This window comes from Marinobacter sp. M5B, from assembly GCF_042604615.1.
Classification (GTDB): domain Bacteria; phylum Pseudomonadota; class Gammaproteobacteria; order Pseudomonadales; family Oleiphilaceae; genus Marinobacter; species Marinobacter salarius.
The window spans coordinates 2479083-2504210 of record NZ_CP156894.1 but is presented as its reverse complement, the minus strand read 5'-3'; the positions used below and the strand labels follow the sequence as shown (position 1 = coordinate 2504210).

The following is a 25128-nucleotide window of genomic DNA, read 5'->3' as shown; positions in this document are numbered from 1 at the left end:
AGTATATCGGTCAATTATTACGAACCTAGTTGTTTTGTGACAATTTGTGAATGCATTCACGGAACCAGACTGTAAAACAATCTTAAATGGAGTGGTGAGGTTGAGCCTCACAACAAGGTTAAAACGTTCAACCGGATAACAATAAGTTCAATCAAGGAGAACAATATGAAAGGCCTGAAGAAAATTGCACTGGCAACAGCTGTTGCTGCTGCGCCCTTCGCCGCTCAAGCCGAGCTGCAAGCGATGGACGACAGCATGATGGGTAACGTCACCGGTCAGGCCGGTGTGACCATCGAGCTGGAAACCCAGGTAAGCATTGGTCAGTTCACCTACACGGACGAAGGCACCTTCGCCGTTAAGGACATTGAGCTGGGTGGTGCGTTGGCCAGTAGCTCACAGTCTGCTGCAGACTATGCTGCGGCTACCGGCGCCGGCGCTCTGTTGGACCAACTGAAAATTGACATCGACATCGCTGACGATGGCGACGCGATCATTCACGTTGGCTCTCTCCAGACTGATGGCAGTGGTAACCCGATTCCCATCGACTGGGGTATGACTGCAGGCTCCATGGAGCTTGAAGGTAACGGCGGTGAAAACACCGTTCTCGTTTCCAACATGGACGCATGGGGTCTTCTCGGCGCTCTGGACATCGTTGTCGACACTGACGACGTAGATGGCCAGGCTGGTACTGGTACCCTGAACATTGACGCAGCGTTCACCGTTGAAGAAATGAGCTTCGACGTTGACTTCCTGGGTGTTGGCATCGCTGGCATGACCATCAAGGGCTCTGAGTCCGGCGGTGAAGCACTTGGTGCAGCCGGCCTTGCTCAGATCTTTGGTGAAGATCCTGCCAACCTGACTCCGGAAGAGCAGCGTAAAGTTGGTCTGGCTCAGGCTGGCTTCGCGATTGTTGGTCTGGACATCTACAAAGGCGACGGCCTGGGCGCTTCCACAGCGACTGGCGTACTGCGTGTAGATGTTGATGACGTCCTGATGGACATCAACGTTGCCGAAACCAACATCGGCGGTGCAAACATCGGTACCATCGGTATCGACAACCTGCACATCAGCAACACCAAGCTGGCTGTATACGGTCACTAAGCTGATCGCATAACACCTTTGGTGTGAACGCCCCGCGCTGCGGGGCGTTTTTTTATGCCGGTCATAAAAGTACTGGTAAAAAAAAGCGGTGACTCGCAAGGAGTCACCGCTTTTTATGTTTCGGACCTGTAGAGATAGTCTTAGCGATCCGGCACCGCTATAGACAGATCAAACCCACCGCCAGGACGGGGTGTTAATGTGATCGGGCCTTCGTTAATGCCATGGGGCACCTGGATCGTATCAATACCCGGCGGGTTGCCAATGGTGAAGTTCAGGTTCTGGCCGTCAAACCCAACGCCCAGTTGATCGTTCAGAAAGGTCTGGCTAAATGGCTCGTCGGGTATTTGGGCCTGCTGTCCGAAAATAATGGGCGGAATGGTTGGGGTGAACTCCGCTGGGGGCTGCACCCGGGCGAGTTCTTCCTGGGGCAGCAGCAAAGCGCGCCGGAGGAACTCCTCTTCCGCGCTCTCAAGGGCACCTTTCTTGCCTTCCCGTTCGAAGCGTTCAAGGGCTTCGCGATAGGCTTCCTCTTCCGCTTCCGTTAGCACCGGCTCACCCGGAGAAATGGTCAGGGAGCGGATAATCTGCTGCCGGTCCGCGTCGGTTTTCTGCCGTTCTTTAGGCACCACGATGACGGCGGAATCCTTCACGTAGGTTTCAACCATTTCGTCAGAGGTCAGGGTCTGCACCCCGGCCATCAGCGGGGAGCTAAACGAAACAGCCAGGCTGGCCGTACCAGCCAGAGCGATGTACAAGGGTGTTCGGCGGTTCATGGCGTAGCCTCTTGCCGTGTCCAAACGCGAAATGGAGGCGCTTCCGACACTAAACTGCAGTCAGTATGCTCCTTGGTTGCAGTATTCTTCTCAGAGATTCGGATTTCAAGGCGATTTTGTGGTGTTTGTGATCAGAATCGGACTATTGTCAGTATTCTTCTGTAAAACCACGCAAACGTGTTTATATAACAGGCGTAACCATCCAGTTTTTGTAACAGGACTCTTATGTTGAAGGCATTTCGTTCGCGATGGCAGCGCTGGGTCAACCAGCGGATTCCGCGAGCCGATCAGCGAATATTCGGACAGCGCAATGTTTTTATCCTGCCCACGGGTGCCGGGGTGGTGTTTGCCGGTTTACTGTTGATCATGCTGATTACCGGAATTAACTACCAGAACAGCCTGATATACATGCTCACATTTCTGTTGGGCGCAGTGGTTGTTGCGGCCATGCACCAGACCCACCGCAACCTGTCGGGGCTGGAACTGACACTCATACAGGCCGGTGATGGCTTTGCCGGCGATACGATACCCTTCCGTTTAAGGGCTGTGTCGCCCCGTCATGATTCGCTGGCGATATCCCTGTTCTGCGATGACAGTCAACTCGAAAGCCAGCACGTGCCAGCCGGGCAGCAGGAGGATATGACCCTGGCGATACCGTCCTATCAACGTGGCTACCTGCAGCCGGAACGTATCCGCGTGGAAACCCGTTTTCCTTTTGGCCTTTTCAAGGCCTGGTCCTGGCTGCGGCCGGTCACGTCCGGCATTGTCTATCCAAGCCCTCTGGCCGCCCCGGATGTGACCAGCACGGTTCAGGACGGAGAGGAGCAATCGAAGGCCCGCTCGACGGATGGCAATGACCATGCCGACATTCGGCCCTGGCGGGAGGGGGATCTGAGCCAGAGGGTTCAGTGGAAACGATACGCCCGTACCGGTGAGATGGTGATTACCGATTGGGAAGGTGAACAGGGCAGCCCCCACTGGCTTGATTACGACGCTTTCAGGGGCGTGGACCGTGAGCTGCGCCTGGGTTACCTGGCTCATCAGGTGATGGAACGGGCCCGCAACAACAGCCGTTTCGGGTTGAATCTGCCGGGGCAGGTGATTGAACCGGACACCGGTGCTGCTCACGCCAACCGGTGCCTTAAGGCGCTGGCCATCTTTGGCCTTGAACAACCAAGGGAAGGTGGTCCTCTGCCCCATGGTACCCGCTCCGAAGAGGTTGGGAATCGGACCTCTGCGTCGTCTGGTTTCGGGGAGGGACGGGCATGACTCGCAGGTTCCTGAGTAATTCGCCGAGTTCACACTCCTTACAGGCTGCGGAATTGGTATCGGGCCGCGCGTTGATATGGCTGATCGCAGGCTTTGGGTTGTTGCTGATTCCCCAGTGGGACCGATTGCCGATCTGGCTGGTGGCCAGTTGCGCTGTGCTTGCTGGCTGGCGGTGGCTGGCGCAATCCGGGCGGGTCAGGTTACCGGGAAGGTGGATGCGTACCGGGATCATGCTGGTACTGGTGGCCGTTTATATCGCAACTGTGCAGGGGCGTTTCACCGTTGATACTGCGGCGTCGTTTTTTGTGCTGGCGGTGGGGCTTAAATGGCTTGAGACCCGATCCACCCGGGATTTCTATGTGCTGTTTTTTATCCTGGTGTACCTGGCGACAGTCAACTTTCTGTTTCATCAGGAGATTCACTGGAGTGTCATTAACATTGCGGGCGTTGCCTTATTGTTAATCGGCCTGCAGGTGGTGAATGCGCCGGAAATTCCCGGTGCCATGAAGAAGGGATGGCGGCGCTTGGGGCTGATGCTGGTTAAGACCTTGCCGATTGTAGTGCTCCTGTTCGTGTTCTTCCCGCGCATGTCGCCGCTCTGGAGTGTGCCGCTGGTTTCCGGCGAAGCCCGAACTGGAATCAGCGACACCATGACTCCCGGTGATATCTCGAGTCTCGCCCAGAGCAGTGAGCGAGCCTTTCGCGTCACCTTTGGCGGTGAGTTACCGGCCTACCGGGACCGATATTGGCGCGGGCTTATCCTGGATCGCCTTGACGGAGACACTTGGCAACAGGGCCTTGGAAAGCCGTTTCGCCGGCTTGGCCGTGTTGACGTTGATGGTGGCGTAGGGCCGCTCGGGCCCAACCAGTACGAGGTGTTATTGGAACCCACGGACCAGACCTGGGCCTTTGCTCTGGAGAACTCCAGGGCGGTCTCCAATAATGTAAAGCAAACGGATGAGAATCTGTTCCGGTTTGACCGGCCGGCTGACAGCGCGGTCCGTTACCGGATGGAGTTGGTCGGGAACCAAACAACGGAGGATGCCAGTGCGGAGCCCGATAACCTTCAGCGTTATCTACAGTTACCACAAAGCGGCAACCCGAGGGCAAGGGCGTTCGGGCAACAACTGGCTGGCCAACACGACAACCCTCAGGCAGTGGTGCAGCAGCTTCTGACCCGTTTCCGGGAGCAGGCCTATTTCTACACCCTGCGCCCACCCGCTATGCCCGTGGATGGCATCGACAGCCTGTTATTCGATGAAAAGCGGGGTTTCTGTGCCCACTACGCCGGGGCTACCACGTTTGTGTTGCGCGCAGCGGGTATTCCGGCCCGAGTGGTGGTCGGATATCAGGGTGGGTCACCCGGCGCAGATGACGAATATCTGATTGTGCGGCAGTACGATGCCCATGCCTGGGTGGAAGCGTGGTTCCCCGGCCAGGGTTGGGTGCGGGTGGACCCGACAGCTGCCATTGCTCCCGAGCGTATTGAGTTTGGTCTACGGGAGGCGGTGGCTGAGGAAGGCTCGTTCCTTGAGAACGATTGGACATCGCCACAGCGCTACGGCGATTTGGCGATGCTGCAGTGGGCTTCCCTGCAGCTCGATAAGATTAATTACCACTGGCAGCGCTGGGTTGTCGGATATCAGGGGCAGTCACAGATGGACCTGATGTCGCGTTTGCCTGGAGGGATAGGAATGCGGGAGCTTGGCTATATTACCGCGGGCATTGTCGGTATGGCGCTGTTACTGGCGGGTTTGGTTACCGCCTGGCAGTACCGTCGCGTGGAAAGCCGGGACCCGCTTGGTCGTCTCGTCAGCCGCTGGTATCGGTTGTGTGACCGTTCGGGAGTGCCTGTACGTCACGGTGAAACACCCTCCCAACTGGCCTCAAGGCTTGCCCGGGCAAAACCCGCGGCGGCCGGCACAGCAACGGCTTTTGCCCGATTGATCAACAAACATTACTATGGCCGGGGTTCCGAAACCGGTCATCATGGCGAACTGGCGAAAATGAAGCGATTGCTGGCCACGATGAAACGACAGGCGGATCGACCGTCAACCAGTTCATCAAAGGGGTGAATACGTGAACGCATCCATAGCAACCATGGCATGGCTTGAAGACGCCTGGAGCCGACTGCTCCAACGCATCGCCGGCAACAGGATGCCCCATGCCCTGATGGTGACGGGCGAGAACGGCGTGGGAAAGCGTCTGTTTGCCAACGCGCTGGCCGGGTTGCTGGTCTGTGAAAAGGCGGATATGGACGCAGGGTCCCCTTGTGGCATCTGTAAGCAGTGCGAGCTGGTTGCCGCGGGCACCCATCCGGATATCCGAATTTACGCACCGGAAAAATCACGGATGATCAAGATTGATCAGATTCGTGCGCTGTCCGCATTCGCGGTCGGCTCTCCCCAAGTGGCCTCCCGCAAGGTGGCCATTATTGATCGGGCGGACCAGTTGAACATCAATTCCGCCAACGCGTTGCTGAAAACCCTGGAAGAACCCGCCGAAGATGTGGTGCTTCTGCTGCTGCAGGAGAGTGGCAGGCCGGTATTGCCGACGATCCGTTCCCGCTGCCAGAGTTTGCTGATTGCTACGCCGGACAGAGATCAGGCTGCTGGCTGGCTGGCGACGGCGGTCAAAGCGATGGATGGCGACAACAGACCAACGCCGGAGCAATGCGCCAAGGCGCTGGTACTGGCAGCCAATGCGCCGCGGCTGGCCCTGGAATATGCTACCGGAGAGTTTATTAGCCTGCGGGATGAGGCGTTGGACAACTTCCGCCATTTCATGAAGGGTCAGCTCACTCTTTCCGAGGCTGCAAAGCCGTTCAAGGCAATGGGGCTTGAAAGTGCTCTATGGCTATTTGAAGGCTGGGCTGGTGACCTGGCCCGCATCAGTGCCGGGGGGCAGCCCCGGGATGCGGAAGCGGCGGACATGTTAACGTTCCTTGCCAGAAACAATCCTTCCTGGCGGGCCCATGAACTCCTGGATGCGATCCACGAGTCCAGGTCTGCCGGCGTTTACAACGTGAACCCTGAGTTGGAAGCGGGCCGATTGCTGATCGCATGGCAGAAACTCATGCCGCGCCGCAGGCCAGCTGCGGGATAAACGGAGTGACCAATGGCGCGGCAGGATAGGGCAGTGATTAACAACTACTGCTATGATTGCGGAATATCAGGAGTTTATTGACTCCGGTTGTTATCAATCCGGTTGCTATCAATACAGAGCTATCAATACAGAGAAAGGTGTTTACTATGGGGCCTGGTTTTGGCGCACGCAGTGGCATTCTCACGCTGACCATCAAGGACAAGGCGGTACTCTACGCCGCCTACATGCCTTATATCCGGCAGGGCGGGTTGTTTATTCCCACGCAAAAACAGTATCAATTGGGCGATGAAGTGTTCCTGTTGCTCAACCTGATGGATGAGCCGGAAAAAATCCCCGTGGCGGGCAAGGTGATCTGGATTACCCCGAAGGGTGCCCAGGGCAACCGTGCAGCGGGCATTGGTGTGCAGTTCGATGGTGAAGACGAAACCGCGCGTACCAAAATCGAGTCCTACCTGGCGGGTTCATTGAGCTCGGATCGACCCACCCACACTATGTAAGCGCTTCAATGAACGACACCATTCTGGAAACCCCACCTGATACAACAATGACGTGTCGGGAAATCAACTGGTCTCTTAAACACATCGACCTGGCAGGCCTGCACTGGCCCGCTGCCACGGCCTCTGAAACCTGGCCGGTGCTGATGATCCACGGCTGGCTGGATAACGCCCTGTCATTCGCCAGATTGGCCCCGGCGTTGGCGGGAAATCGCGATGTGTACTCCCTCGATATGGCTGGGCACGGGCGTTCCGGGCACCGGCCTGAAGGCCAGGGTTACCAGTTGATGGATTATGTGGCGGACCTGGCAGAACTGGTTGAGACCCATTTCAAAGACTCGCCGAAAGGGCAGATTGATCTGGTGGGTCATTCACTCGGCGGGATTGTCAGCGTGCTCTACGCGGCGGCGTTTCCGGAACGGGTGCGTCGGTTGGTCATGATCGACAGCATTGGGCCGATCAGTCGTAAACCGGATGAGGTGATCGATCAGATGCGCAAGTCGATCATCAAACGAATGACGGGTTCAGGGAAAGCGGTCGTATACCCTGACATAGAGTTGGCAGCCAAGGCTCGGGAGGGTGGCATGATCCCCCTGTCGCCAGAAGCCGCGAGAATGCTGGTAACGCGGAGCATGAAGTCTTCCGGTGATGGTTTCGTGTGGCAAACCGATCCGCGTTTGCGCCATCCATCGATGATAATGATGGACGAAGCGCAAGTGACCGCTTGCCTGAAGAAAGTAGTCACGCCAACACGTTTCCTGCGTGCGACGCAGGGGCTCCTGGCCAGTCGCCCGGAACTTGATTCACGTTTGGATGCGATCGCGAACCTGGATGTGGTGGCCGTGCCCGGAGGCCACCATTGCCACCTGGACGGGAATGTTGAACCCGTCATTGATGCAGTCAGAGGCTTTTTAGACGATGCAGAATAAGCGCTTGTCGCAGTCAGTAGTGTGGGTCGCCGCCATGTTCATGGGGTTTTCGACCATGGTGTCGGCGCAAATGCCACCGCCGGAACCGTTTCCGGAGGCGCGCCTTGATCAGGAAATCAGCATCAAGTCGCCGGGGCACCTGGTGTTGTTCAGCCCGGTTCGTGAGGTGAACAACGAGATCCGCTCCGCGTCCATGGCCCGGCTCCCGGTCAAGGGCGTCGGGCAGTTATATGAAGTCCAGGGCGGTGCCAACCGGGAAGAGGCTCGCGATCACTATCTAAGGGAACTGCAGGCCCGTGGCGCCCAGATACTGTTTGAATGTTCCGGAAGGAATTGCGGGCGCAGTAACGTGTGGGCCAACCAGATTTTTGATCAATCCAGTCTCTATGGGCGGGACAACAATCAGGACTATCTTGTTGCCGGTTCGGTCGATGAGAATGGCCAGCCGTGGCTGACGCTGGTGTATACGGTTACCCGCGCCAACCAGCGCCAGTTTGTCTGGGTTGAACATTTGGTCGCGCCTCAGGGAACTGATATTCCGGGAATGGGCAACGAAAGCGCCAGAATCAAGGGGCCGGTGATTGTGCCCTGGCAGGGTGGCATCACCTACCGCTTTGAGTGGAGCGGTGCCGACCGGCGCATCATCAATGACTGGGCCGGCGACGCTGAAGCCCGGGTAGTACTGACGGCCTATTCCCAGCTCAAGGATAATGAAACCCTGGAAGCGTCTATGGAGCGGGCAGAGGCTGCAGCGCAGTCACTTTCCCAGGTGTTGGCCAAAAGTGGCGTTTCCGAAAGCCGCCAGATGATCATTACGGTTGGCCCCACGGTTGTGATACCAAATCCCGATCGGCAAGGTGACCGGGTTGAAGTGATGGTGATTACGAGGTGAAGGGAATGAACAGGCCATCCGGGACAGAGCTTCAGGACGAAGATCAGAAGCCGGCAGACGATATCTCCCAGATTGTCACGAGCACCGGAATATCCGCTGCTCAGTCGGCGTCCGAGAAAGGCGATCCCCGGCCGACGGCTCCCGGCAAGGGCAAGACCGTAGCGCTGACTCTTGGCAGTGGCGGGGCCAGGGGCTATGCCCATATAGGTGCGATCGAGATACTGGTGGAAAGAGGCTACGACATTGTCGCCATTTCCGGCTGTTCCATGGGAGCCTTGATCGGGGGCGTGTTTGCAGCCGGCAAGATGAAGGATTACAAGGACTGGGTAACTGGCCTGGGCCAGTTCGATGTGCTGAAACTGCTGGATGTGACTTTTAGCTCCGTCGGCGCCATTCGTGGAGAAAAGATATTCTCCGTGGTGCGGGAAATGATTGGAAATACCCGAATTGAAGACCTTCCGATCGCCTATACGGCTGTGGCGACGGATCTCCTTGCCCATAAGGAAATCTGGTTTCAGGAAGGGCCGCTGGATCAGGCCATCCGGGCGTCGGTTGCCATACCCAGTGTGGTGACGCCTCTGGTGTTGAATGGCCGCGTGCTGGTGGACGGCGCCTTGCTCAATCCACTGCCGATCATTCCGACCATTTCCTCCCATGCCGATATGATTGTGGCCGTAAACCTCAGTGGCGAAGATGACCGCGGGCGGCGATTGCCGGATGCGGCGTTTGCAAACCCTGACGACGATGATACCGAGGAATGGGTCGAAAAAATCCGTGATAAGGCCTCCCGCTGGTTTGACTGGGATGCCCTGAAGACCTTCAGTACCAAGAAAGAGGGTGGTTCGTCGGCTTCACCGGAAGAGAAAATCAGCAAGGCGGTGGCGAAGAACGAGCACAATAAAAAGACGCCCGCGATAAAATCGGAACCGAAGAAACATCAGGATGATCACGAGACTATTGACTGGGATAAGCTGGGTATTGGTAAGTTCGATGTCATGAACCTGACCGTCGAAACCATGCAAAGCGCCTTGGTACAATACAAGATCGCTGGGTATCCACCCGATTTGCTGGTGAACATTCCCAAGAACGCCAGCCGCAGCTATGACTACCACAAGGCGCCCGAATTGATTCAGCTTGGACGGGAACGTATGGCCGCCGCGTTGGACCGGTACGAAGAGAACCAGAACAGCTCTGGCCCGATGGCGATATGACCCTGAAACCGCAATTGCGGCGGTGGGCTGCAGCCTGTGCCGGAAAGAGCGTATAATTCAGCGCCTTGATCATTTCCGAACAGGACGAGCGTGCGTGAGTAACCCCATTGATGACCTGCATACCGTCAGAGACTACCTGAGGTACGTTTCTTCTCGCTTTGCCGATTCGCCGCTTTATTTTGGCCACGGCACGGACAACGTGTGGGATGAGTCTGTGCAACTGGTTATGCGTAGCCTCCATTTGCCTCTGGAAAACAATACACTGTTCCTGGATGCCCGGCTGACCCGGGAAGAACGAGCGTTGATCCTTGATCGCATGCAACGCCGTATTGACGACAGGGTCCCCTTGGCTTATCTGTTGGGTGAAGCCTGGTTTATGGGGCTGCCATTTCATGTGGATGAACGTGTGCTGGTGCCGCGTTCACCATTGGGAGAGCTGATTCAAGGCGGGTTGCAACCCTGGTTGGGTAACAAGCCCGTGGGCAGGATCCTGGACTTGTGTACTGGCAGTGGCTGTATTGGCATTGCAGCCGCGAGCGTATTCGAGGACGCCGAGGTGGACCTTGCGGATATCTCTACCGACGCCCTCGACGTGGCCGCGGTCAATATCGATTATCACGAGGTTGGTGACCGGGTAAGCACCGTACGGTCCGATGTGTTCGATGGGCTTGAAGGTCGATACGATGTCATCCTCAGCAACCCTCCCTATGTGGACGCTGACGATATTGCGGATATGCCGGCGGAGTATGGCCACGAACCGGAACTTGGCCTTGCTGCCGGGGGAGATGGGCTGGACATCGCTCATCGGATACTCGCGAGGGCAGCCGATTACCTGAACCCGGGTGGCCTCTTGATTGTTGAGGTCGGGAATAGCTGGGTGGCGTTGCAGGAAGCCTATCCGGATATGCCGTTTACCTGGCTGGAATTTGAGAATGGCGGCGACGGTGTGTTTCTGTTGACTGCTGAAGACCTACATTAAATACCCTGGATAAGATACTGAATCATGTCGGGAAATAGCTTCGGAAAATTGTTTACGGTGACCAGCTTTGGTGAGAGCCACGGGGCTGCGCTCGGATGCATAATTGATGGTTGCCCTCCGGGGCTTGAGCTGTCCGAGGCTGATATGCAGCGGGATCTGGACCGCCGCAAGCCCGGCACTTCGCGTCATACCACCCAGCGCCGGGAAGCGGACGAAGTGAAGATCCTCTCGGGGGTGTTCGAGGGTAAGACCACTGGCACCCCCATTGGGTTGGTGATCGAGAATACCGATCAGCGCTCAAAGGATTATTCGAAGATCGCGGAGCAGTTCCGTCCTGCCCACGCCGACTATACCTACATGCACAAGTACGGTGTTCGGGATTATCGGGGTGGAGGTCGGTCTTCTGCACGCGAGACAGCGATGCGGGTCGCCGCCGGTGCCGTTGCACGGAAATTTCTGGAGCAGCGCCTTGGTATCACGATCCGGGGTTATCTCTCCCAGTTGGGACCGATCCGCATTGAGAAGATCGATTGGGATCAGGTTCACCAGAATCCGTTTTTCTGCCCGGATGCCGATAAGGTGCCGGAGATGGAAGCCTATATGGATGCCCTGCGCAAAGAGGGCAATTCCATCGGTGCGCGTATCAATGTGGTCGCTGAGGGCGTTCCTCCCGGCCTGGGTGAGCCGATTTTCGACCGGCTGGACGCGGACCTGGCTCATGCGTTGATGAGCATTAACGCGGTGAAGGGTGTTGAGATTGGAGCGGGCTTTGGGTGTGTTGACCAGAAAGGCACGGAGCACCGGGATGAGTTAACCCCTGAAGGGTTCCTGTCGAACCATGCCGGTGGTGTTCTGGGCGGAATTTCGTCGGGGCAGCCGATCCTGGCCAGTATTGCGTTGAAACCGACGTCCAGTTTGCGGTTGCCGGGGCGGAGTATTGATGTTCACGGTGATCCCGTGGAGGTGATTACCACGGGGCGGCATGATCCCTGTGTGGGCATTCGTGCGACGCCGATTGCGGAGGCGATGATGGCCATTGTGTTGATGGATCATTATCTGCGTCATCGTGGTCAGAATGGGGATGTCTCGGTCTCTACCCCGAACATAGGCCAACTCTGACCCCAGCCGCATACACCGGTAGGTCGGATTAGGCGAAGCCGTAATCCGACATTTATCAGATCGTATCAACTCGACTGATAGTACGGTGCACACCACAGCAAGCAGGGCCTCTCAAAACTCGCCGCAAGTACGTCCATGTAGGCTCGGTCGGGCCATCCCTGGCCCTCCACGGTTTTGAAAGGCCCTGCTTGCCGCAGTGGTCGGTCTTCTGTGATATCTCATTGGAGCATTCCTATCTATTGGCGCCTTTCAAACCTCTACTTCTGGTTTTTCGCTCTCCTCGGCGGTTTGCTGCCGTATTGGTCCCTGTATCTGGAAGGCCGGGGCTTTTCCTACCTTGAGATCGCCACGCTGATGGCGACAATTCAATTAACCAAGATCGTGGCGCCCAGCGTGTGGGGGTGGCTCGGAGATCGGACTGGGCAGCGGGTGCGGTTGGTTCGGTTTGGTGCCATTACGGGGTCGCTGTTTTTTGCTGGTGTGTTCATGGAGCCCGGGTTTTATGGGCTGTTGCTGGTCATGCTGGCGTTTACGTTTTTCTGGAATGCGATTTTGCCGCTTTATGAAGTGATCACGTTGCGGTCGCTGGGAACGCAACGTGAGAAATACGGCAAGGTGCGGTTATGGGGGTCGGTAGGGTTTATTGGCGCGGTGGCGCTGGTGGGAGGGATTCTTGAACTTATCCCGATCACTCTGTTGCCGTGGCTGTTGTTGCCGGTGTTTGCGGGGATTGCGGTGTCGGCGTTTCTGGTGCCGTCGGAGCGGGGAGAACGTAAGCCACTGGCGCCCAAGGGCAGTTTGAAGGCGATTGTGACCCACCCGGCGGTGGTGACGTTCTTTTTGATGAACTTTCTGCTACAGGTATCCCACGGGGCGTACTACACGTTTTTCAGTATTCACCTGGAGCAGCACGGGTACGGTAAGTTGGCGATTGGGTTGTTGTGGTCGCTAGGGGTGCTGGCGGAGATTGGGTTGTTCCTGGTGATGCATCGGCTGACCCGCAATTTCACCGTGCGGCAGATTGCGATTGCGGCACTGGCGCTGACGATGATTCGCTGGGTGTTGATCGCGGAAGTGACGGATGTGGTGGCGGTGCTGATTTTCGCGCAGTTGCTGCACGCGGCCTCTTACGGCGCCCTGCACGCTATTTCGGTGCAGTATATCCAGGGTTTCTTTGGGCAGCATCATCACGGCCAGGGGCAGGCGCTCTACAGTGGGCTGACCTTTGGTGCCGGTGGCGCACTGGGCGCCTGGTTGTCGGGCTTTCTGGTGGACGGGTTCAGTACCTCCGCCGCGTTCTGGGGCGGGGCGGCGGCCATGGCCATTGCCATTGTCATCACTTGGCGGGGCCTGAGGCCGCCGCCCGAGCATTGATTGGTGTTGCTGTGGTGTTTAGCGGGTTTTATTGAAGATCTGCTGCGATATCCAGCAGTGCCTGTGCCTGGGGGCTCAGCGATCGGCCCTTCAGTCCCACACCGCCGAGAATGCGGCTTACGGAGTGGGGCACAGAAAGCACCGTAAGTGAGTCGTCGACCATGCTCACCGGCAAAACGCTCCACCCAAGCCCGACGCTGGCCATCATCTTGATGGTTTCCAGGTAGTTGGTGGGCATCTGGATTTTCAGGGGCAGGCTCGCATCGAGAAACAGTCGGCTGATGGATCGGTAGGTGGCGGTGCCAGCTTCGGGGAGCAGGGCGTCATACCGGGACAGATCCCCGAGCCCCGGGTTGTCCAGCGAGGCCAGTGGATGTTCCGGCGACACCACGAATGCCATGGCATCTTCCCAGCGCACGTGCACATCGAATGCCTGGTCCATGCTCTCGCTCAGGGTCACGAACGCGAGCTCTGCTGTACGTTTACGCATCTGCCCGAAGGCGCTTTCAGAATCCATGAACTGCAGTTCCAGAGACACCTCCGGATAATCCCGGTTCAGCCGCCGTAACCAGGCAGGGAGATGATGCAGTCCGATGTGGTGGCTGGCAATCACCGACAGCTGTCCTGAAACCGATCCCTCACGATCTGACAGCGCCTGTCGGGCATTGTGCACTTCGTCCAGAATTCGCCGGGCATGGGGTAGAAGGCGTGCCCCTGCGTCCGTCAATCGGACCTGTCTATTGCTCCGGTCGATCAGCTTCGTTCCCAGTTGGTTCTCCAAAGCAGCCAGCCGCTTGCTGATTGCAGGCTGCGTCAGGTGTAGCAGTTCTGCCGCCTCGGAGAACGACTCCTGGTCGACGATGGTGAGGAACGCTTTCAGGGAATTTGCATCCATTGTGGTTGAATCCGTAACTGCAGCTTTTGGTGGAGGTCCCACCAAATCCTAATATGCCAGTTGGGAATGCGCAACATAAAAAACATGAATTGAGGTTATTCAAGGCTAGGCGTTAAAATAGAACCATACTGAAAAAACAGAAACCCCCAGAGAGTGAGAGAGAACCATGGCGGGCAAGACCTTATACGACAAATTGTGGGACGACCATCTCGTCAAACAGCGGGATGACGGCTCCGCGTTGATCTACATCGACCGGCACCTGCTGCATGAAGTCACCTCGCCGCAGGCCTTTGAAGGCCTTCGTCTGGCTGGGCGTAAGCCCTGGCGGCTGGATGCCAACCTGGCGACGCCGGACCACAACGTACCCACCACCGACCGCGCCCGAGGCATTGAAGGCATTGTTGACCCGGTATCCCGGATTCAGGTGGAAACCCTGGACAAGAACTGCGACGAGTTCGGCATCCTGGAATTCAAAATCAAGGACCAACGCCAGGGCATCGTGCATGTGATCGGGCCAGAGCAGGGCGCGACACTGCCTGGCATGAGCATTGTTTGTGGCGATTCCCATACCTCCACCCACGGTGCATTCGGCTGCCTGGCTCATGGTATCGGCACGTCAGAGGTGGAACATGTGCTCGCCACCCAGTGCCTGGTTCAGCAGAAAATGAAAAACATGCTGGTGAAGGTGAATGGCAAGCTTGGGCCCGGGGTGACCGGAAAAGACGTTGTTCTCGCCATTATCGGGAAGATCGGCACCGCCGGCGGCACAGGCTGTGCGATCGAATTTGGCGGTGAAGCGATTCGTGGCCTCTCGATGGAAGCCCGAATGACCATCTGCAACATGTCCATCGAGGCCGGTGCGCGGGTGGGCATGGTCGCGGTCGACCAGACCACCATTGATTATGTCAAGGATCGCCCATTTGCCCCCAAGGGCGAGATGCGCGAGCAAGCCATTGAATACTGGAAGACGTTGCACAGCGATGACGATGCAGTGTTCGACAAGGTTGTTGAGCTCGACGGTTCCGAAATTATGCCGCAGGTGAGCTGGGGGACGTCTCCCGAGATGGTCGCCGGCGTTGGCGGTAATGTGCCGGACCCGGAAGCGGAAGCCGATCCCATCAAGCGCGAGGGAATTGTCCGTGCCTTGAAGTACATGGGCTTGAGGCCGAACATGCCGATTACCGAGATCAAGCTGGATCGTGTGTTTATTGGCTCCTGTACCAACAGCCGTATAGAGGACCTTCGTGAAGCAGCGGCGGTCGTGAAGGGGCGGAAGGTGTCGTCATCACTCAAGCAGGCGATGGTGGTGCCCGGTTCCGGTCTGGTGAAAGTTCAGGCGGAACAGGAAGGGCTGGACAAGATCTTTATTGAAGCCGGTCTTGAGTGGCGTGATCCGGGCTGCTCCATGTGTCTGGCCATGAACGCCGACAAATTGGGGCAGGGAGAGCATTGCGCCTCCACTTCCAATCGTAACTTCGAGGGCCGCCAGGGCTTCGGCGGGCGTACCCATCTGGTTAGCCCGGCCATGGCAGCGGCGGCGGCGATCAACGGCCACTTCGTTGATGTCCGCGAGATGATGAACTGATCCACAGGAGAGACACCATGCGAGCCTTAAAGCAACACCAGGGCATTGTTGCCCCCATGGACCGGTCCAATGTGGATACGGACATGATCATTCCCAAGCAGTTTCTGAAGTCCATCAAACGTACCGGCTTCGGGCCGAACCTGTTTGACGAACTGCGTTACCTTGATGAAGGCAAGCCGGACCAGGACTGCTCACAGCGGCCCATCAATCCTGATTTCATGCTTAATCAGGATCGCTACAAAAATGCCAGCGTGCTCCTGGCGCGGCGCAACTTTGGTTGTGGCTCCAGCCGCGAGCACGCCCCCTGGGCGCTTGAGGATTTTGGGTTCCACGTTATCATTGCGCCCAGTTTCGCCGACATTTTCTATAACAACTGCTTTAAGAATGGCTTGTTGCCAATTGTTTTAGATGAAGAAATTGTAGATCGGCTGTTTCATGAAACCGAGGCGGAAGAGGGCTATCAGTTGGCGATAGATCTCGAAGCCAAAACCGTTACCACGCCGTCCGGCGAATCATTCAACTTTGAAGTTGATGATTTTCGTCGACATTGCCTGCTGAACGGCCTGGACGATATCGGTGTTACGCTTGAAGACGCGGAGGTCATAAAGGCCTACGAAGCGTCGAGGCGCGAAACGGCACCCTGGTTATTTGATGCCGGTCGCTGATCCGCCCTGAATTACCACAACGAATCGACCTTCAAGGAATCACTATGTCCCGTTCTATCCTGATGCTTCCTGGCGATGGCATTGGCCCGGAAATTGTTGCCGAAGCGGAAAAGGTTCTGCGTAAGATAAACGAGCAATTCGGTCTGGAGCTGCACTTCGAGTCCGCCCTGGTTGGCGGTGCCGCCATCGACGAAACGGATACGCCACTTCCGGAGGATACCCTGGACAAGGCGCGTAAGGCGGACGCAATCCTGCTGGGTGCCGTGGGTGGCCCCAAGTGGGACAAGCGTCCGATGGCCAGTCGTCCTGAAAAAGGACTGCTTGGGCTGCGCTCCAACCTTGAGTTGTTCGCCAATCTGCGCCCGGCCATTCTGTATCCTCAGCTTGCTTCTGCATCCTCACTGAAGCCAGAGGTGGTCTCCGGCCTTGATATAATGATTGTTCGGGAGTTAACCGGCGGCATCTATTTTGGCCAGCCACGGGGCGTCCGCGAACTGGAAAGTGGGGAGCGTCAGGGCTACAACACGTACGCCTATACGGAATCGGAAATTCGTCGTATTGGCCGTGTCGCCTTTGAAGCGGCCCAGCAGCGTGGTAAGAAGCTCTGCTCTGTCGACAAGGCGAACGTGCTGGAAGTGACTGTTCTGTGGCGGGAAATCATGGAAGACCTGCGCCGGGAATACCCGGATGTTGAGCTCTCCCATATGTACGTGGACAACGCCGCCATGCAGCTGGTCAAGGCACCCAAACAGTTTGATGTGATTGTGACTGGCAACATGTTTGGTGATATTCTTTCTGACGAAGCGGCTATGCTGACGGGGTCGATCGGGATGTTGCCCTCTGCGTCTCTGAACTCTGAGAAGCAGGGTATGTACGAACCCTGTCACGGGTCTGCACCCGATATTGCAGGCAAGGGCATAGCCAACCCGCTGGCTACGATCCTCAGTGGCGCAATGATGTTGCGGTACAGTCTTGGCGAGGAGAAAGCCGCCGAGGCGATAGAGGCGGCGGTCAGCAAAGTGCTGGATCAGGGCCTGAGGACAGCGGATATCATGTCTTCTGAGGGCCGGAAGGTATCGACCCGAGAGATGGGCGATGCCGTTCTGGCGGCACTCTGAGGCCGGCAAGTTTTGAGACCCGACGACAACGCGATGCGGTTGTCGCGGGATCATCCATCCTGTCCCTGCCAGCGATACAGGTAGAGGGCGGGCATAAAACGAGGTTCAAAGGTCGCACATGAAGCGAGTTGGACTTATTGGCTGGCGCGGTATGGTGGGCTCTGTCCTCATGCAGCGCATGCGCGAAGAAAACGATTTTGCAGATATCGAACCGATCTTCTTTACCACTTCCCAGGCCGGAAAGCCGGCACCGGACGTAGGCAAAGAGGGTGTGCCTGCGCTGCAGGATGCCTTCGATATCGATACCCTGAAAACGCTGGATGTGGTGGTTACCTGCCAGGGCGGGGATTACACAGGTGCCGTGTACCAGAAACTCCGTGATGCCGGATGGCAGGGGTACTGGATTGACGCCGCTTCCACGCTGCGGATGGTCGATCATTCCGTCATCGTTCTTGATCCGGTCAACCGCAACGTGATTGACGATGCCCTGGCGAAGGGCGTGAAGGACTACGTTGGTGGGAACTGTACTGTCAGCCTGATGATGCTGGCCCTTGGTGGGCTGCTGGAGCAGGACCTGATTGAATGGGTATCGCCTATGACCTATCAGGCGGCGTCTGGTTCCGGTGCCCAGAACATGCGGGAACTGCTCAACCAGATGGGCGAGCTGAAGGGCAGCGTGAGTGACGAGCTGGCGGATCCATCCTCGGCTATCCTCGATATCGATCGCAAGGTAACCGAAACCATGCGTTCGGACGGCTTTCCCACCGAGCACTTTGAAGTGCCTCTGGCAGGCAGCCTGATTCCGTTTATCGACAAGCAGCTTGATAACGGCATGAGCAAGGAAGAATGGAAAGCGGGCGTCGAGACCAACAAGATTCTTGGTCGCAGCAGCAATCCGATTCCGATCGACGGCATCTGCGTTCGCATCGGTGCCATGCGTTCCCACAGTCAGGCCTTGACCATCAAATTGAAGAAGGACCTTCCGGTTTCCGAGATTGAGTCCATCCTGGCCAAAGCCAACGACTGGGTGAAGGTGATTCCCAATGAGCGGGATGCCACCCTTCGGGAGCTCACCCCGGCGAAGGTTACGGGTACGTTGAGTGTTCCCATTGGCCGTATCCGCAAGCTGACCATGGGGCCTGAGTACATCTCAGCGTTCACGGTTGGTGATCAGTTGCTGTGGGGTGCTGCGGAACCGCTCAGGCGGATGCTTCGCATACTGCAGGAGCAGTAACGCAGTCCCGCAGCGGGCAATATTATGCCAACTGTGTCCGGTTTCAGAGAACCGGCTGGGGGCGGAGGCTGAAATACGCCTCCGCCCCTGTTATTTTCGGAAGCGTTTTGTACATGTTTGGGTTCTTGTGGGCTAGACTTTGGCTATTCGGGGGCACCGGATCATCGTTCGGTAACAATATGTTCCCGACCATTTATGAAAAAATGGTGCAAGGACTGCGGCTGATTGATTGATAAAAGAGGTTTTATCAACAATACTTGCCGAGCTGAATATTAAAAACTTTACATAATAACGATAGTAATCAAGACGGAAGTCATCCAACCTCGTCCGATTCTGTTTGTGAAAACAGTAACGAATAACGGAGACTGGTAAGGAAAAAGCATGAAGGTACGCAAGCTTGCGGTTGCTCTGGCTCTGGCGGGAGGGCTTGGTTCTGGCGTCGCACAGGCCCTGGGTCTGGGTGAGATTGAATTACAGTCCTATCTGAATGAGCCTCTGGACGCGGATATCAGTCTGCGTAAAAGCGAGGGCGTCGACCCTGGTGATGTATTTGTAAACATCGCTCCCGATTCGGCCTATGAACGGGTTGGTATCGACCGGAACTATTTCCTTACCAAACTTGATTTCCGCGTCACCACAGCCAGCGATGGCAGTCTGGTGGTGAACGTGTCGTCCCGTGAGCCATTACGGGAACCCTACCTCAATTTCCTGCTTGAAGTGACCTGGCCCAATGGGCGGCTGATGCGGGAATACGCGGTTCTGGTTGACCCCCCGGTGTATGCGGAGGAGTCCGGTGTGCGGGAAGAGGTTGCCGCTCCAACCACTCGCCAGGTTTCCGAGCCAGCGCGTCAACAGCAGGCCAGATCGACATCCCAGGAGCCCCGGCGCACAACCACTCAGCGTGCGAGGACTCTCGGGCCCACCGGGCCTTCCGATACCCTCTGGAATATTGCTGAGAGTGTTCGCCCCGACAGCAGTGTGTCCATGCAACAGGTCATGCTTGCGCTCCAGGACCTGAACCCTGACGCGTTTATTGCGGGCAATATCAACCGGCTCAAGCGTGGTGAAGTGCTGCGGGTGCCGGATATGGAACAGATTCGCAGTCGTTCCCGTGCCGAGGCTAATCGACAGGTGGCCGCACAGAACGAAGCGTTCTCGACGCCGCAGCGCACGGTGGATGCCACAGATACCGAAGTTGCTTCAGGGCAAGCGGGTGGTGAACAGACTGGCGGTGATGAGCTTCGATTGCTTGCAAGTGAAGACAGCAGCACTCGTGATGCCGAAGAGGGCGGTTCTGCCGGCGGTGACGGTGATACCGCCGGTGGTGTAGACGCCGGCTCCGCCGTCGTCATGGAAGAGCTCGAAAGCGCCCGGCGAGAAAATGAAGAGCTGGGTGGTCGGGTTGATGATCTTCAAAATCAGGTGGAAACCCTTCAGCGTCTGCTGGAACTGAAAAATACACAGCTTGCCGAAATGCAGCAGGCTCAAGGTGACAGCGGCCAACCCGCAGATGCACCTCAGGCGGAGACATTGTCTGCGCAAGTCGCTGAAGAGGAGATGGAAACGTCCCCCGATGGCGACGCTACTGATATGGCCGCAGAAGACATGGATGCCGCGGACGGTATGGCCACCGACGAAGATGCGGCTGATCCTGCGGCAACCGACATGGATGAAACCACCGCAGCGGGCGCCGAAGAAGGTGCTGACGCACCGGCGATGGGTGATGATGCCGATATGCCAGAGGCCGACGTTGCGTCCGATGAAATGGATGCCGGTACCGCGCCTGAGGAAGAGGCCGGTCAGCAGGAAGCCGATGTAGCATCACCGGCATCCGAGCAGCCTGCCAGCGAGGTGTCAACATCACCGGCGGAGTCTGACAAGGGCTTTCCGGATAACATCATCAGCGCGATTACCAACAACCCGATGTATCAGATAGCGCTTGGCGGTGGTCTGGTTGTTCTGTTGTTGCTTCTGCTGTTGCTGGCGCGTCGCAATGCCAATCGTGAAAAAGCGTTTTACGACCAGCTGAATAGTGAAACCGACGCGGAGACCGATACCTTCGATCTCACCCTGGATGACGAAGACGGTGCGGATGCACCGGAGAGTGACCCTCTGGCGGAAGCCGACGCCTACATTGCGTATGGGCGCATGGATCAGGCGGCACAGTCTCTGGAAACCGCAATTTCCCGTGAACCCAGTCGTACAGATCTGCGCTTGAAACTGCTTGGGGTGTACGCGGATACCCAGGACAGACAATCCTTTGAGAAGCAGCTCGGTGAGGTTGAGACCCTGGACGACGAACAGGCTATCGCCGAAGCTCACGAAATGCGCGCTCGCCTCGAAGAGGCTGAGTCAATGCCTAGCATTGACGATCTGGAATCTCAGCTGAGATCGGATTCTTTCGACACCAGCTCACGTGACGAGGATACCGTATTTGATGAGCCGGCTTTGGACAGCACATCGGAAGATGAGGCTGAAGATGAGTTTGGTAGCCTGGAGACGGATTTTTCCGATCTGGACGAAACTGACGACACCTACGCCGAGGAATCCGAAAAGGAACCGGGCCCGGATGATCTGATCGAGTATGACCTCTCTGGTATCGATACCTCGAGTGGTAAAGAAGAGGCGACCACAGAAAAATCCGATGATCTGGCTGACGACGCCTTCGACTTTTCACTAGAGGACGATTCAGCCGAGGAGCCGAAAACATCCGAGGAAGACGATGATCTGAGCCTCGATTTCGCGGAGGATGAACAGGAGTCGAGCGAAACAACGGACGACTCGGATGCGTTCGACTCACTGGAACTTGATGAGGACGATCTGGAAACAGCCGGCGCTGACGACTCTGAAGGTCAAGAGCTGGAAGTTGACAGCCTGGAAGAAGGCGACCTGGAAGAAAGCGATCTGGATTCCCTGGACGAATCCTTCCTGGACGAGCTGGATGCTGAGCTGGATAAAGTTGCCGGCGAAGATGAGACGTCTTCCGACGACGAACAAAGCGAACTTGACGACCTTGAGCTTGACGTTTCCGACGAGGACCTTGCGCTTATGGAAGAGTTTGCCGATTCCGGCGATTCCGCCGGTACAGATGCGAATAACGATCAGCAGGAGGAGGATTCTACTCCTCTGGATGAAGAGCTCGGCCTTGAGGATGCCCTTACGGGTGAGGAGCCCGCAGATCCGGAAGAGACCGTTGCAGGCGTCGAGGAAGTGGAAGAAGATCTTCCAGAACTCAGCGATGATGATCTCGCGGCTGCCGAGTCCGCGGAGGAAGAGTCAGGTGAGCCTCCCGTGGCATCTGATCCCGCATCCTCAAAGGCTGCGTCCAGCGCGGATGACATCGAAGAAGCCGATCTTGGCGACGACGATGACTTCGATTTCCTGACAGGCACCGACGAAGCGTCAACCAAGCTTGACCTTGCCAGAGCCTACGTGGAAATGGGCGACGTCGATGGAGCCAGGGATATCCTTGAGGAAGTGGCTCTTGAAGGAAATGAGGAGCAGAAAGCGGAAGCGCAGGATCTCCTTAAAAATCTGTCCTGATTCGATATAATCAGTACAGCGAATGCGAAACGCCGGTTACCGGGCCCGTCCCGGATTAAAGCCGGCGTTTTGTTTTTTATTATCAGCTTGCCAATCCGGACACTTCATTGTTTGTTACGCCACAACCACTGACCACTGACGGCGCCATCGGGGCGGGGCGGGTCGCGCTTGCCTTTGAATACGATGGCCGGGGCTTCCACGGCTGGCAATATCAGAAATCAGGCGTGCGGTCGGTTCAGGGAGAACTGACCCAGGCAGTTTCAAAGGTTGCTGACCATCCTGTTGAACTCGTATGCGCGGGCCGCACAGATGCGGGCGTGCACGCCAGTTACCAGATTGCCCATTTCGAGACGCCCTCGGTGCGTAATCCCCGGTCCTGGGTCATGGGAATCAACACTTCATTGCCGCAGGATGTTGCGGTTCATTGGGCCGGTAATGGGGTGGATGACTTCCACGCCCGTTTTTCCGCGACGTATCGCCGGTACCGTTATGTGATCTATAACCATGCGGTAAGGCCGGGCATCCTTCATGGCCAGGTTAGCTGGACGTTTCGCCCCCTGGATGCAGCGCTGATGCATCAGGCTGCCCAGTTTCTTTGCGGTGAGCACGACTTCTCCTCATTTCGTGCGGCTGGCTGCCAGTCGAGGTCACCCATTCGGTTTCTTGAAGCCATCGAGGTAACCCGAAAAGGGAACTTCGTCGTAATAGATGTTCAGGCAAATGCGTTCCTGCATCATATGGTTCGCAATATCGCCGGTGCACTGATGTCGGTGGGTACAGGGAAGCAGCGGCCGGCCTGGATTCGTGAGATACTTGAGGCCAGAGATCGGACTGTTGCAGGCGTAACGGCACCGCCCCATGGACTGTATCTGGTGGATGTAGGGTATCCGGAAGGGTTCTCTATCCCGGCAGCTCAGTGCGGGCCAGCGTTCGTCGCACCCTGGTTTGAGGCTGATGAAAACCGACCACGCAGCCCGACTCACATACACCGAAAACAGCGATAGACGGCTTATGAGAACCCGGGTCAAGATCTGTGGTATCACCCGAAAGCAGGACGTTATTGCCGCTGCCAACGCTGGAGCGGATGCCCTGGGCTTTGTATTCTACGAGCCCAGCCCAAGGTATGTGACACCTGATGCCGCCAGGGAGCTGGTGGATGCGGTTCCTCCCTTTGTAGCGGCAACGGGGCTGTTTGTTAACCCCGAAGCGTCATACGTCCGGGAGGTGCTGTCACAGGTGCCGCTGGGGCTTCTCCAGTTTCATGGCGATGAATCTCCGGAATTTTGCAACAGTTTCGGTGTTCGCTGGATCAAAGCCGTGCGGGTGCGCGAAACTGATGATATCGAACATGCCTTTGAGCATTACCGTAACGCCAGCGGCCTGCTGGTGGACGCATGGGACCCGAAGAAATACGGCGGTACCGGACAGTCCTTTAACTGGTCATTGATACCGTCCACGCGCCCAATGCCTCTCATATTGGCCGGCGGCCTGGCTTCTGATAATGTATCCCGCGCTGTTGCGCAGGTGCGCCCCTGGGCCGTCGATGTCAGTGGTGGTGTGGAAAGCAGCAAAGGCATCAAAGACGACGAAAAGATCACTGATTTTATAAACGAGGTTCACCGTGTCGATGAAACTGACTGAAGAAATGCTCAAGGCGCTTCCGGATGCACGGGGTCACTTTGGTGCTTACGGCGGAAGATTTGTCTCCGAAACCCTGTTTGATTCGCTGATGACCCTGGAGCGTGAGTACAAAAGACTAAAGGACGATCCGGAGTTCCAGGCGGAGTTTGATCGGGATCTGGCGCATTATGTTGGCCGGCCCAGCCCGCTGTACTTTGCTGAAAGACTGAGCCGGGAAACCGGTGGTGCACAAATCTGGCTGAAGCGTGAAGATCTTAACCACACGGGCGCGCACAAGGTAAATAACACCATCGGTCAGGCACTGCTCGCGAGTTTCCTGGGTAAAAAACGGGTCATTGCGGAAACGGGTGCCGGGCAGCATGGCGTTGCTACAGCGACCGTGTGCGCGCGCCTGGGCCTTGAGTGCCACGTGTTCATGGGCGCCGAGGATGTAAAGCGACAGTCCCTGAACGTTTACCGGATGAAACTGCTTGGCGCTGAGGTTCACTCCGTTCAGAGCGGAACGCGCACACTCAAGGACGCCATGAACGACGCGATGCGTGACTGGGTGGCGAACGTTGACGACACCTTCTACATCATTGGTACGGTTGCCGGGCCTCACCCTTATCCACTGCTGGTGCGTGATTTCCAGTCAGTCATCGGGCGAGAAACCCGCGAACAGTCCCTGGCCCAGGCGGGTAAACTGCCGGATGCGCTGGTGGCCTGTGTCGGTGGTGGTTCCAACGCCATCGGCATGTTCTATCCGTTCCTGACCGACGAGAGTGTGGAGATGTACGGTGTGGAAGCCGGTGGCCTGGGTATTGAGACCGGAAAACATGCGGCGCCGCTGAGCGCGGGACGTCCGGGTGTGCTTCACGGTAACCGGACGTACCTGATGGAAGACGAGAATGGCCAGATCGCGGGCACCCATTCGGTCAGTGCCGGCCTTGATTACCCGGGCGTCGGGCCTGAGCACAGCTGGCTCAAGGACATTGGCCGGGCCCACTACGTGTCGGTGACCGATGATGAAGCTCTGGATGGCTTCCGGAAGCTGACACGGGTGGAGGGTATTATGCCCGCGCTTGAGACCGCCCATGCGGTGGCCTACGCTATCAAGCTGGCCGCTACGATGGATAAGGACCAGATGGTGGTGATCAACGTCTCCGGTCGCGGTGACAAGGACATACACACCATCGCTCAACTGGATGGCATAGAAGTTTAA

Annotated in this window: 21 protein-coding genes; 19 read left to right on the top strand and 2 right to left on the bottom strand. The window is 57.0% G+C overall.

The features are described from left to right. Window positions 1-165 precede the first annotated feature (165 nt). Window positions 166-1101: a DUF6160 family protein gene (locus AAGD24_RS11380; RefSeq protein WP_085680530.1), complete on the top strand. Its 936-nt coding sequence runs from the start codon at window positions 166-168 to the stop codon at window positions 1099-1101. Between the two features lie 140 nt (window positions 1102-1241). On the opposite strand, the gene AAGD24_RS11375 is transcribed toward AAGD24_RS11380, so the two are convergent. Further along, entirely contained in the window at window positions 1242-1874 is a 633-nt protein-coding gene (locus AAGD24_RS11375; RefSeq protein WP_036205472.1) for a hypothetical protein, read from the bottom strand. A gap of 225 nt (window positions 1875-2099) precedes the next feature. Between AAGD24_RS11375 and AAGD24_RS11370 the strand changes: the two genes are divergently transcribed. From AAGD24_RS11370 to AAGD24_RS11325, 10 genes are all read left to right on the top strand, one after another. After that, window positions 2100-3143 (top strand): DUF58 domain-containing protein, encoded by a 1044-nt coding sequence (locus AAGD24_RS11370; RefSeq protein WP_379865132.1) that lies wholly within the window; start codon window positions 2100-2102, stop codon window positions 3141-3143. Then, the gene (locus tag AAGD24_RS11365; protein WP_379865130.1) at window positions 3140-5218 is read left to right on the top strand and encodes a transglutaminaseTgpA domain-containing protein; all 2079 of its coding nucleotides are present in this window, start codon (window positions 3140-3142) and stop codon (window positions 5216-5218) included. The genes AAGD24_RS11370 and AAGD24_RS11365 overlap by 4 nt, the downstream gene beginning before the upstream one ends. Before the next feature lie 25 nt (window positions 5219-5243). Next, window positions 5244-6248: a DNA polymerase III subunit delta' gene (gene holB, locus AAGD24_RS11360; protein WP_036205475.1), complete on the top strand. Its 1005-nt coding sequence runs from the start codon at window positions 5244-5246 to the stop codon at window positions 6246-6248. A gap of 146 nt (window positions 6249-6394) precedes the next feature. Then, window positions 6395-6745 (top strand): PilZ domain-containing protein, encoded by a 351-nt coding sequence (locus AAGD24_RS11355; protein ID WP_007152597.1) that lies wholly within the window; start codon window positions 6395-6397, stop codon window positions 6743-6745. A gap of 8 nt (window positions 6746-6753) precedes the next feature. After that, on the top strand, window positions 6754-7671 hold the full coding sequence (locus AAGD24_RS11350) for an alpha/beta fold hydrolase (RefSeq protein WP_075195244.1): 918 nt from the start codon (window positions 6754-6756) through the stop codon (window positions 7669-7671). Beyond that, window positions 7661-8563 carry a DUF4892 domain-containing protein gene (locus AAGD24_RS11345; RefSeq protein WP_226909922.1) on the top strand — a complete coding sequence of 301 codons (903 nt, stop codon included), beginning with the start codon at window positions 7661-7663 and terminating at the stop codon, window positions 8561-8563. The genes AAGD24_RS11350 and AAGD24_RS11345 overlap by 11 nt, the downstream gene beginning before the upstream one ends. Before the next feature lie 5 nt (window positions 8564-8568). Next, the gene (locus AAGD24_RS11340; protein WP_036205477.1) at window positions 8569-9774 is read left to right on the top strand and encodes a patatin-like phospholipase family protein; all 1206 of its coding nucleotides are present in this window, start codon (window positions 8569-8571) and stop codon (window positions 9772-9774) included. A gap of 94 nt (window positions 9775-9868) precedes the next feature. Continuing rightward, window positions 9869-10753, top strand: a complete 885-nt coding sequence (gene prmB, locus AAGD24_RS11335) for a 50S ribosomal protein L3 N(5)-glutamine methyltransferase (protein ID WP_036205478.1) — start codon at window positions 9869-9871, stop codon at window positions 10751-10753. A gap of 24 nt (window positions 10754-10777) precedes the next feature. Next, window positions 10778-11872, top strand: coding sequence for a chorismate synthase (gene aroC / locus AAGD24_RS11330; protein ID WP_036205479.1), 1095 nt, complete (start codon window positions 10778-10780; stop codon window positions 11870-11872). A 210-nt stretch (window positions 11873-12082) separates the two neighbouring features. Continuing rightward, window positions 12083-13246 (top strand): MFS transporter, encoded by a 1164-nt coding sequence (locus AAGD24_RS11325; protein ID WP_228209710.1) that lies wholly within the window; start codon window positions 12083-12085, stop codon window positions 13244-13246. A gap of 28 nt (window positions 13247-13274) precedes the next feature. Here the strand turns inward: AAGD24_RS11325 and AAGD24_RS11320 are convergent, their stop codons facing one another. Next, on the bottom strand, window positions 13275-14141 hold the full coding sequence (locus AAGD24_RS11320) for a LysR family transcriptional regulator (RefSeq protein ID WP_036205481.1): 867 nt from the start codon (window positions 14139-14141) through the stop codon (window positions 13275-13277). A 166-nt stretch (window positions 14142-14307) separates the two neighbouring features. Between AAGD24_RS11320 and leuC the strand changes: the two genes are divergently transcribed. The 8 genes from leuC to trpB all read left to right on the top strand — a co-directional run bounded on the left by leuC (window position 14308) and on the right by trpB (window position 25128). Beyond that, window positions 14308-15726 carry a 3-isopropylmalate dehydratase large subunit gene (leuC, locus tag AAGD24_RS11315; protein ID WP_126812540.1) on the top strand — a complete coding sequence of 473 codons (1419 nt, stop codon included), beginning with the start codon at window positions 14308-14310 and terminating at the stop codon, window positions 15724-15726. 17 nt (window positions 15727-15743) lie between these two features. Beyond that, entirely contained in the window at window positions 15744-16391 is a 648-nt protein-coding gene (leuD, locus tag AAGD24_RS11310; RefSeq protein ID WP_036205483.1) for a 3-isopropylmalate dehydratase small subunit, read from the top strand. A 44-nt stretch (window positions 16392-16435) separates the two neighbouring features. Continuing rightward, window positions 16436-17509: a 3-isopropylmalate dehydrogenase gene (gene leuB, locus AAGD24_RS11305; RefSeq protein ID WP_136633070.1), complete on the top strand. Its 1074-nt coding sequence runs from the start codon at window positions 16436-16438 to the stop codon at window positions 17507-17509. A 118-nt stretch (window positions 17510-17627) separates the two neighbouring features. Continuing rightward, window positions 17628-18743, top strand: a complete 1116-nt coding sequence (gene asd / locus AAGD24_RS11300) for an aspartate-semialdehyde dehydrogenase (protein ID WP_036205486.1) — start codon at window positions 17628-17630, stop codon at window positions 18741-18743. A gap of 381 nt (window positions 18744-19124) precedes the next feature. Further along, window positions 19125-22286, top strand: a complete 3162-nt coding sequence (locus AAGD24_RS11295; protein WP_273623389.1) for a FimV/HubP family polar landmark protein — start codon at window positions 19125-19127, stop codon at window positions 22284-22286. Between the two features lie 107 nt (window positions 22287-22393). Further along, window positions 22394-23290 carry a tRNA pseudouridine(38-40) synthase TruA gene (gene truA / locus AAGD24_RS11290; RefSeq protein ID WP_085680544.1) on the top strand — a complete coding sequence of 299 codons (897 nt, stop codon included), beginning with the start codon at window positions 22394-22396 and terminating at the stop codon, window positions 23288-23290. A gap of 7 nt (window positions 23291-23297) precedes the next feature. Continuing rightward, the gene (locus AAGD24_RS11285; protein WP_379865126.1) at window positions 23298-23927 is read left to right on the top strand and encodes a phosphoribosylanthranilate isomerase; all 630 of its coding nucleotides are present in this window, start codon (window positions 23298-23300) and stop codon (window positions 23925-23927) included. Next, window positions 23920-25128 (top strand): tryptophan synthase subunit beta, encoded by a 1209-nt coding sequence (gene trpB / locus AAGD24_RS11280; RefSeq protein ID WP_197061310.1) that lies wholly within the window; start codon window positions 23920-23922, stop codon window positions 25126-25128. The genes AAGD24_RS11285 and trpB overlap by 8 nt, the downstream gene beginning before the upstream one ends.

Coding starts and splice junctions, on each gene's coding strand:
- AAGD24_RS11380 (WP_085680530.1), top strand. CDS start 166: ATGAAAGGCCTGAAGAAAATTGCACTGGCAACAGCTGTTGCTGCTGCG.
- AAGD24_RS11375 (WP_036205472.1), bottom strand. CDS start 1,874: ATGAACCGCCGAACACCCTTGTACATCGCTCTGGCTGGTACGGCCAGC.
- AAGD24_RS11370 (WP_379865132.1), top strand. CDS start 2,100: ATGTTGAAGGCATTTCGTTCGCGATGGCAGCGCTGGGTCAACCAGCGG.
- AAGD24_RS11365 (WP_379865130.1), top strand. CDS start 3,140: ATGACTCGCAGGTTCCTGAGTAATTCGCCGAGTTCACACTCCTTACAG.
- holB (WP_036205475.1), top strand. CDS start 5,244: ATGGCATGGCTTGAAGACGCCTGGAGCCGACTGCTCCAACGCATCGCC.
- AAGD24_RS11355 (WP_007152597.1), top strand. CDS start 6,395: ATGGGGCCTGGTTTTGGCGCACGCAGTGGCATTCTCACGCTGACCATC.
- AAGD24_RS11350 (WP_075195244.1), top strand. CDS start 6,754: ATGAACGACACCATTCTGGAAACCCCACCTGATACAACAATGACGTGT.
- AAGD24_RS11345 (WP_226909922.1), top strand. CDS start 7,661: ATGCAGAATAAGCGCTTGTCGCAGTCAGTAGTGTGGGTCGCCGCCATG.
- AAGD24_RS11340 (WP_036205477.1), top strand. CDS start 8,569: ATGAACAGGCCATCCGGGACAGAGCTTCAGGACGAAGATCAGAAGCCG.
- aroC (WP_036205479.1), top strand. CDS start 10,778: ATGTCGGGAAATAGCTTCGGAAAATTGTTTACGGTGACCAGCTTTGGT.
- AAGD24_RS11320 (WP_036205481.1), bottom strand. CDS start 14,141: ATGGATGCAAATTCCCTGAAAGCGTTCCTCACCATCGTCGACCAGGAG.
- leuC (WP_126812540.1), top strand. CDS start 14,308: ATGGCGGGCAAGACCTTATACGACAAATTGTGGGACGACCATCTCGTC.
- leuD (WP_036205483.1), top strand. CDS start 15,744: ATGCGAGCCTTAAAGCAACACCAGGGCATTGTTGCCCCCATGGACCGG.
- leuB (WP_136633070.1), top strand. CDS start 16,436: ATGTCCCGTTCTATCCTGATGCTTCCTGGCGATGGCATTGGCCCGGAA.
- asd (WP_036205486.1), top strand. CDS start 17,628: ATGAAGCGAGTTGGACTTATTGGCTGGCGCGGTATGGTGGGCTCTGTC.
- AAGD24_RS11295 (WP_273623389.1), top strand. CDS start 19,125: ATGAAGGTACGCAAGCTTGCGGTTGCTCTGGCTCTGGCGGGAGGGCTT.
- AAGD24_RS11285 (WP_379865126.1), top strand. CDS start 23,298: ATGAGAACCCGGGTCAAGATCTGTGGTATCACCCGAAAGCAGGACGTT.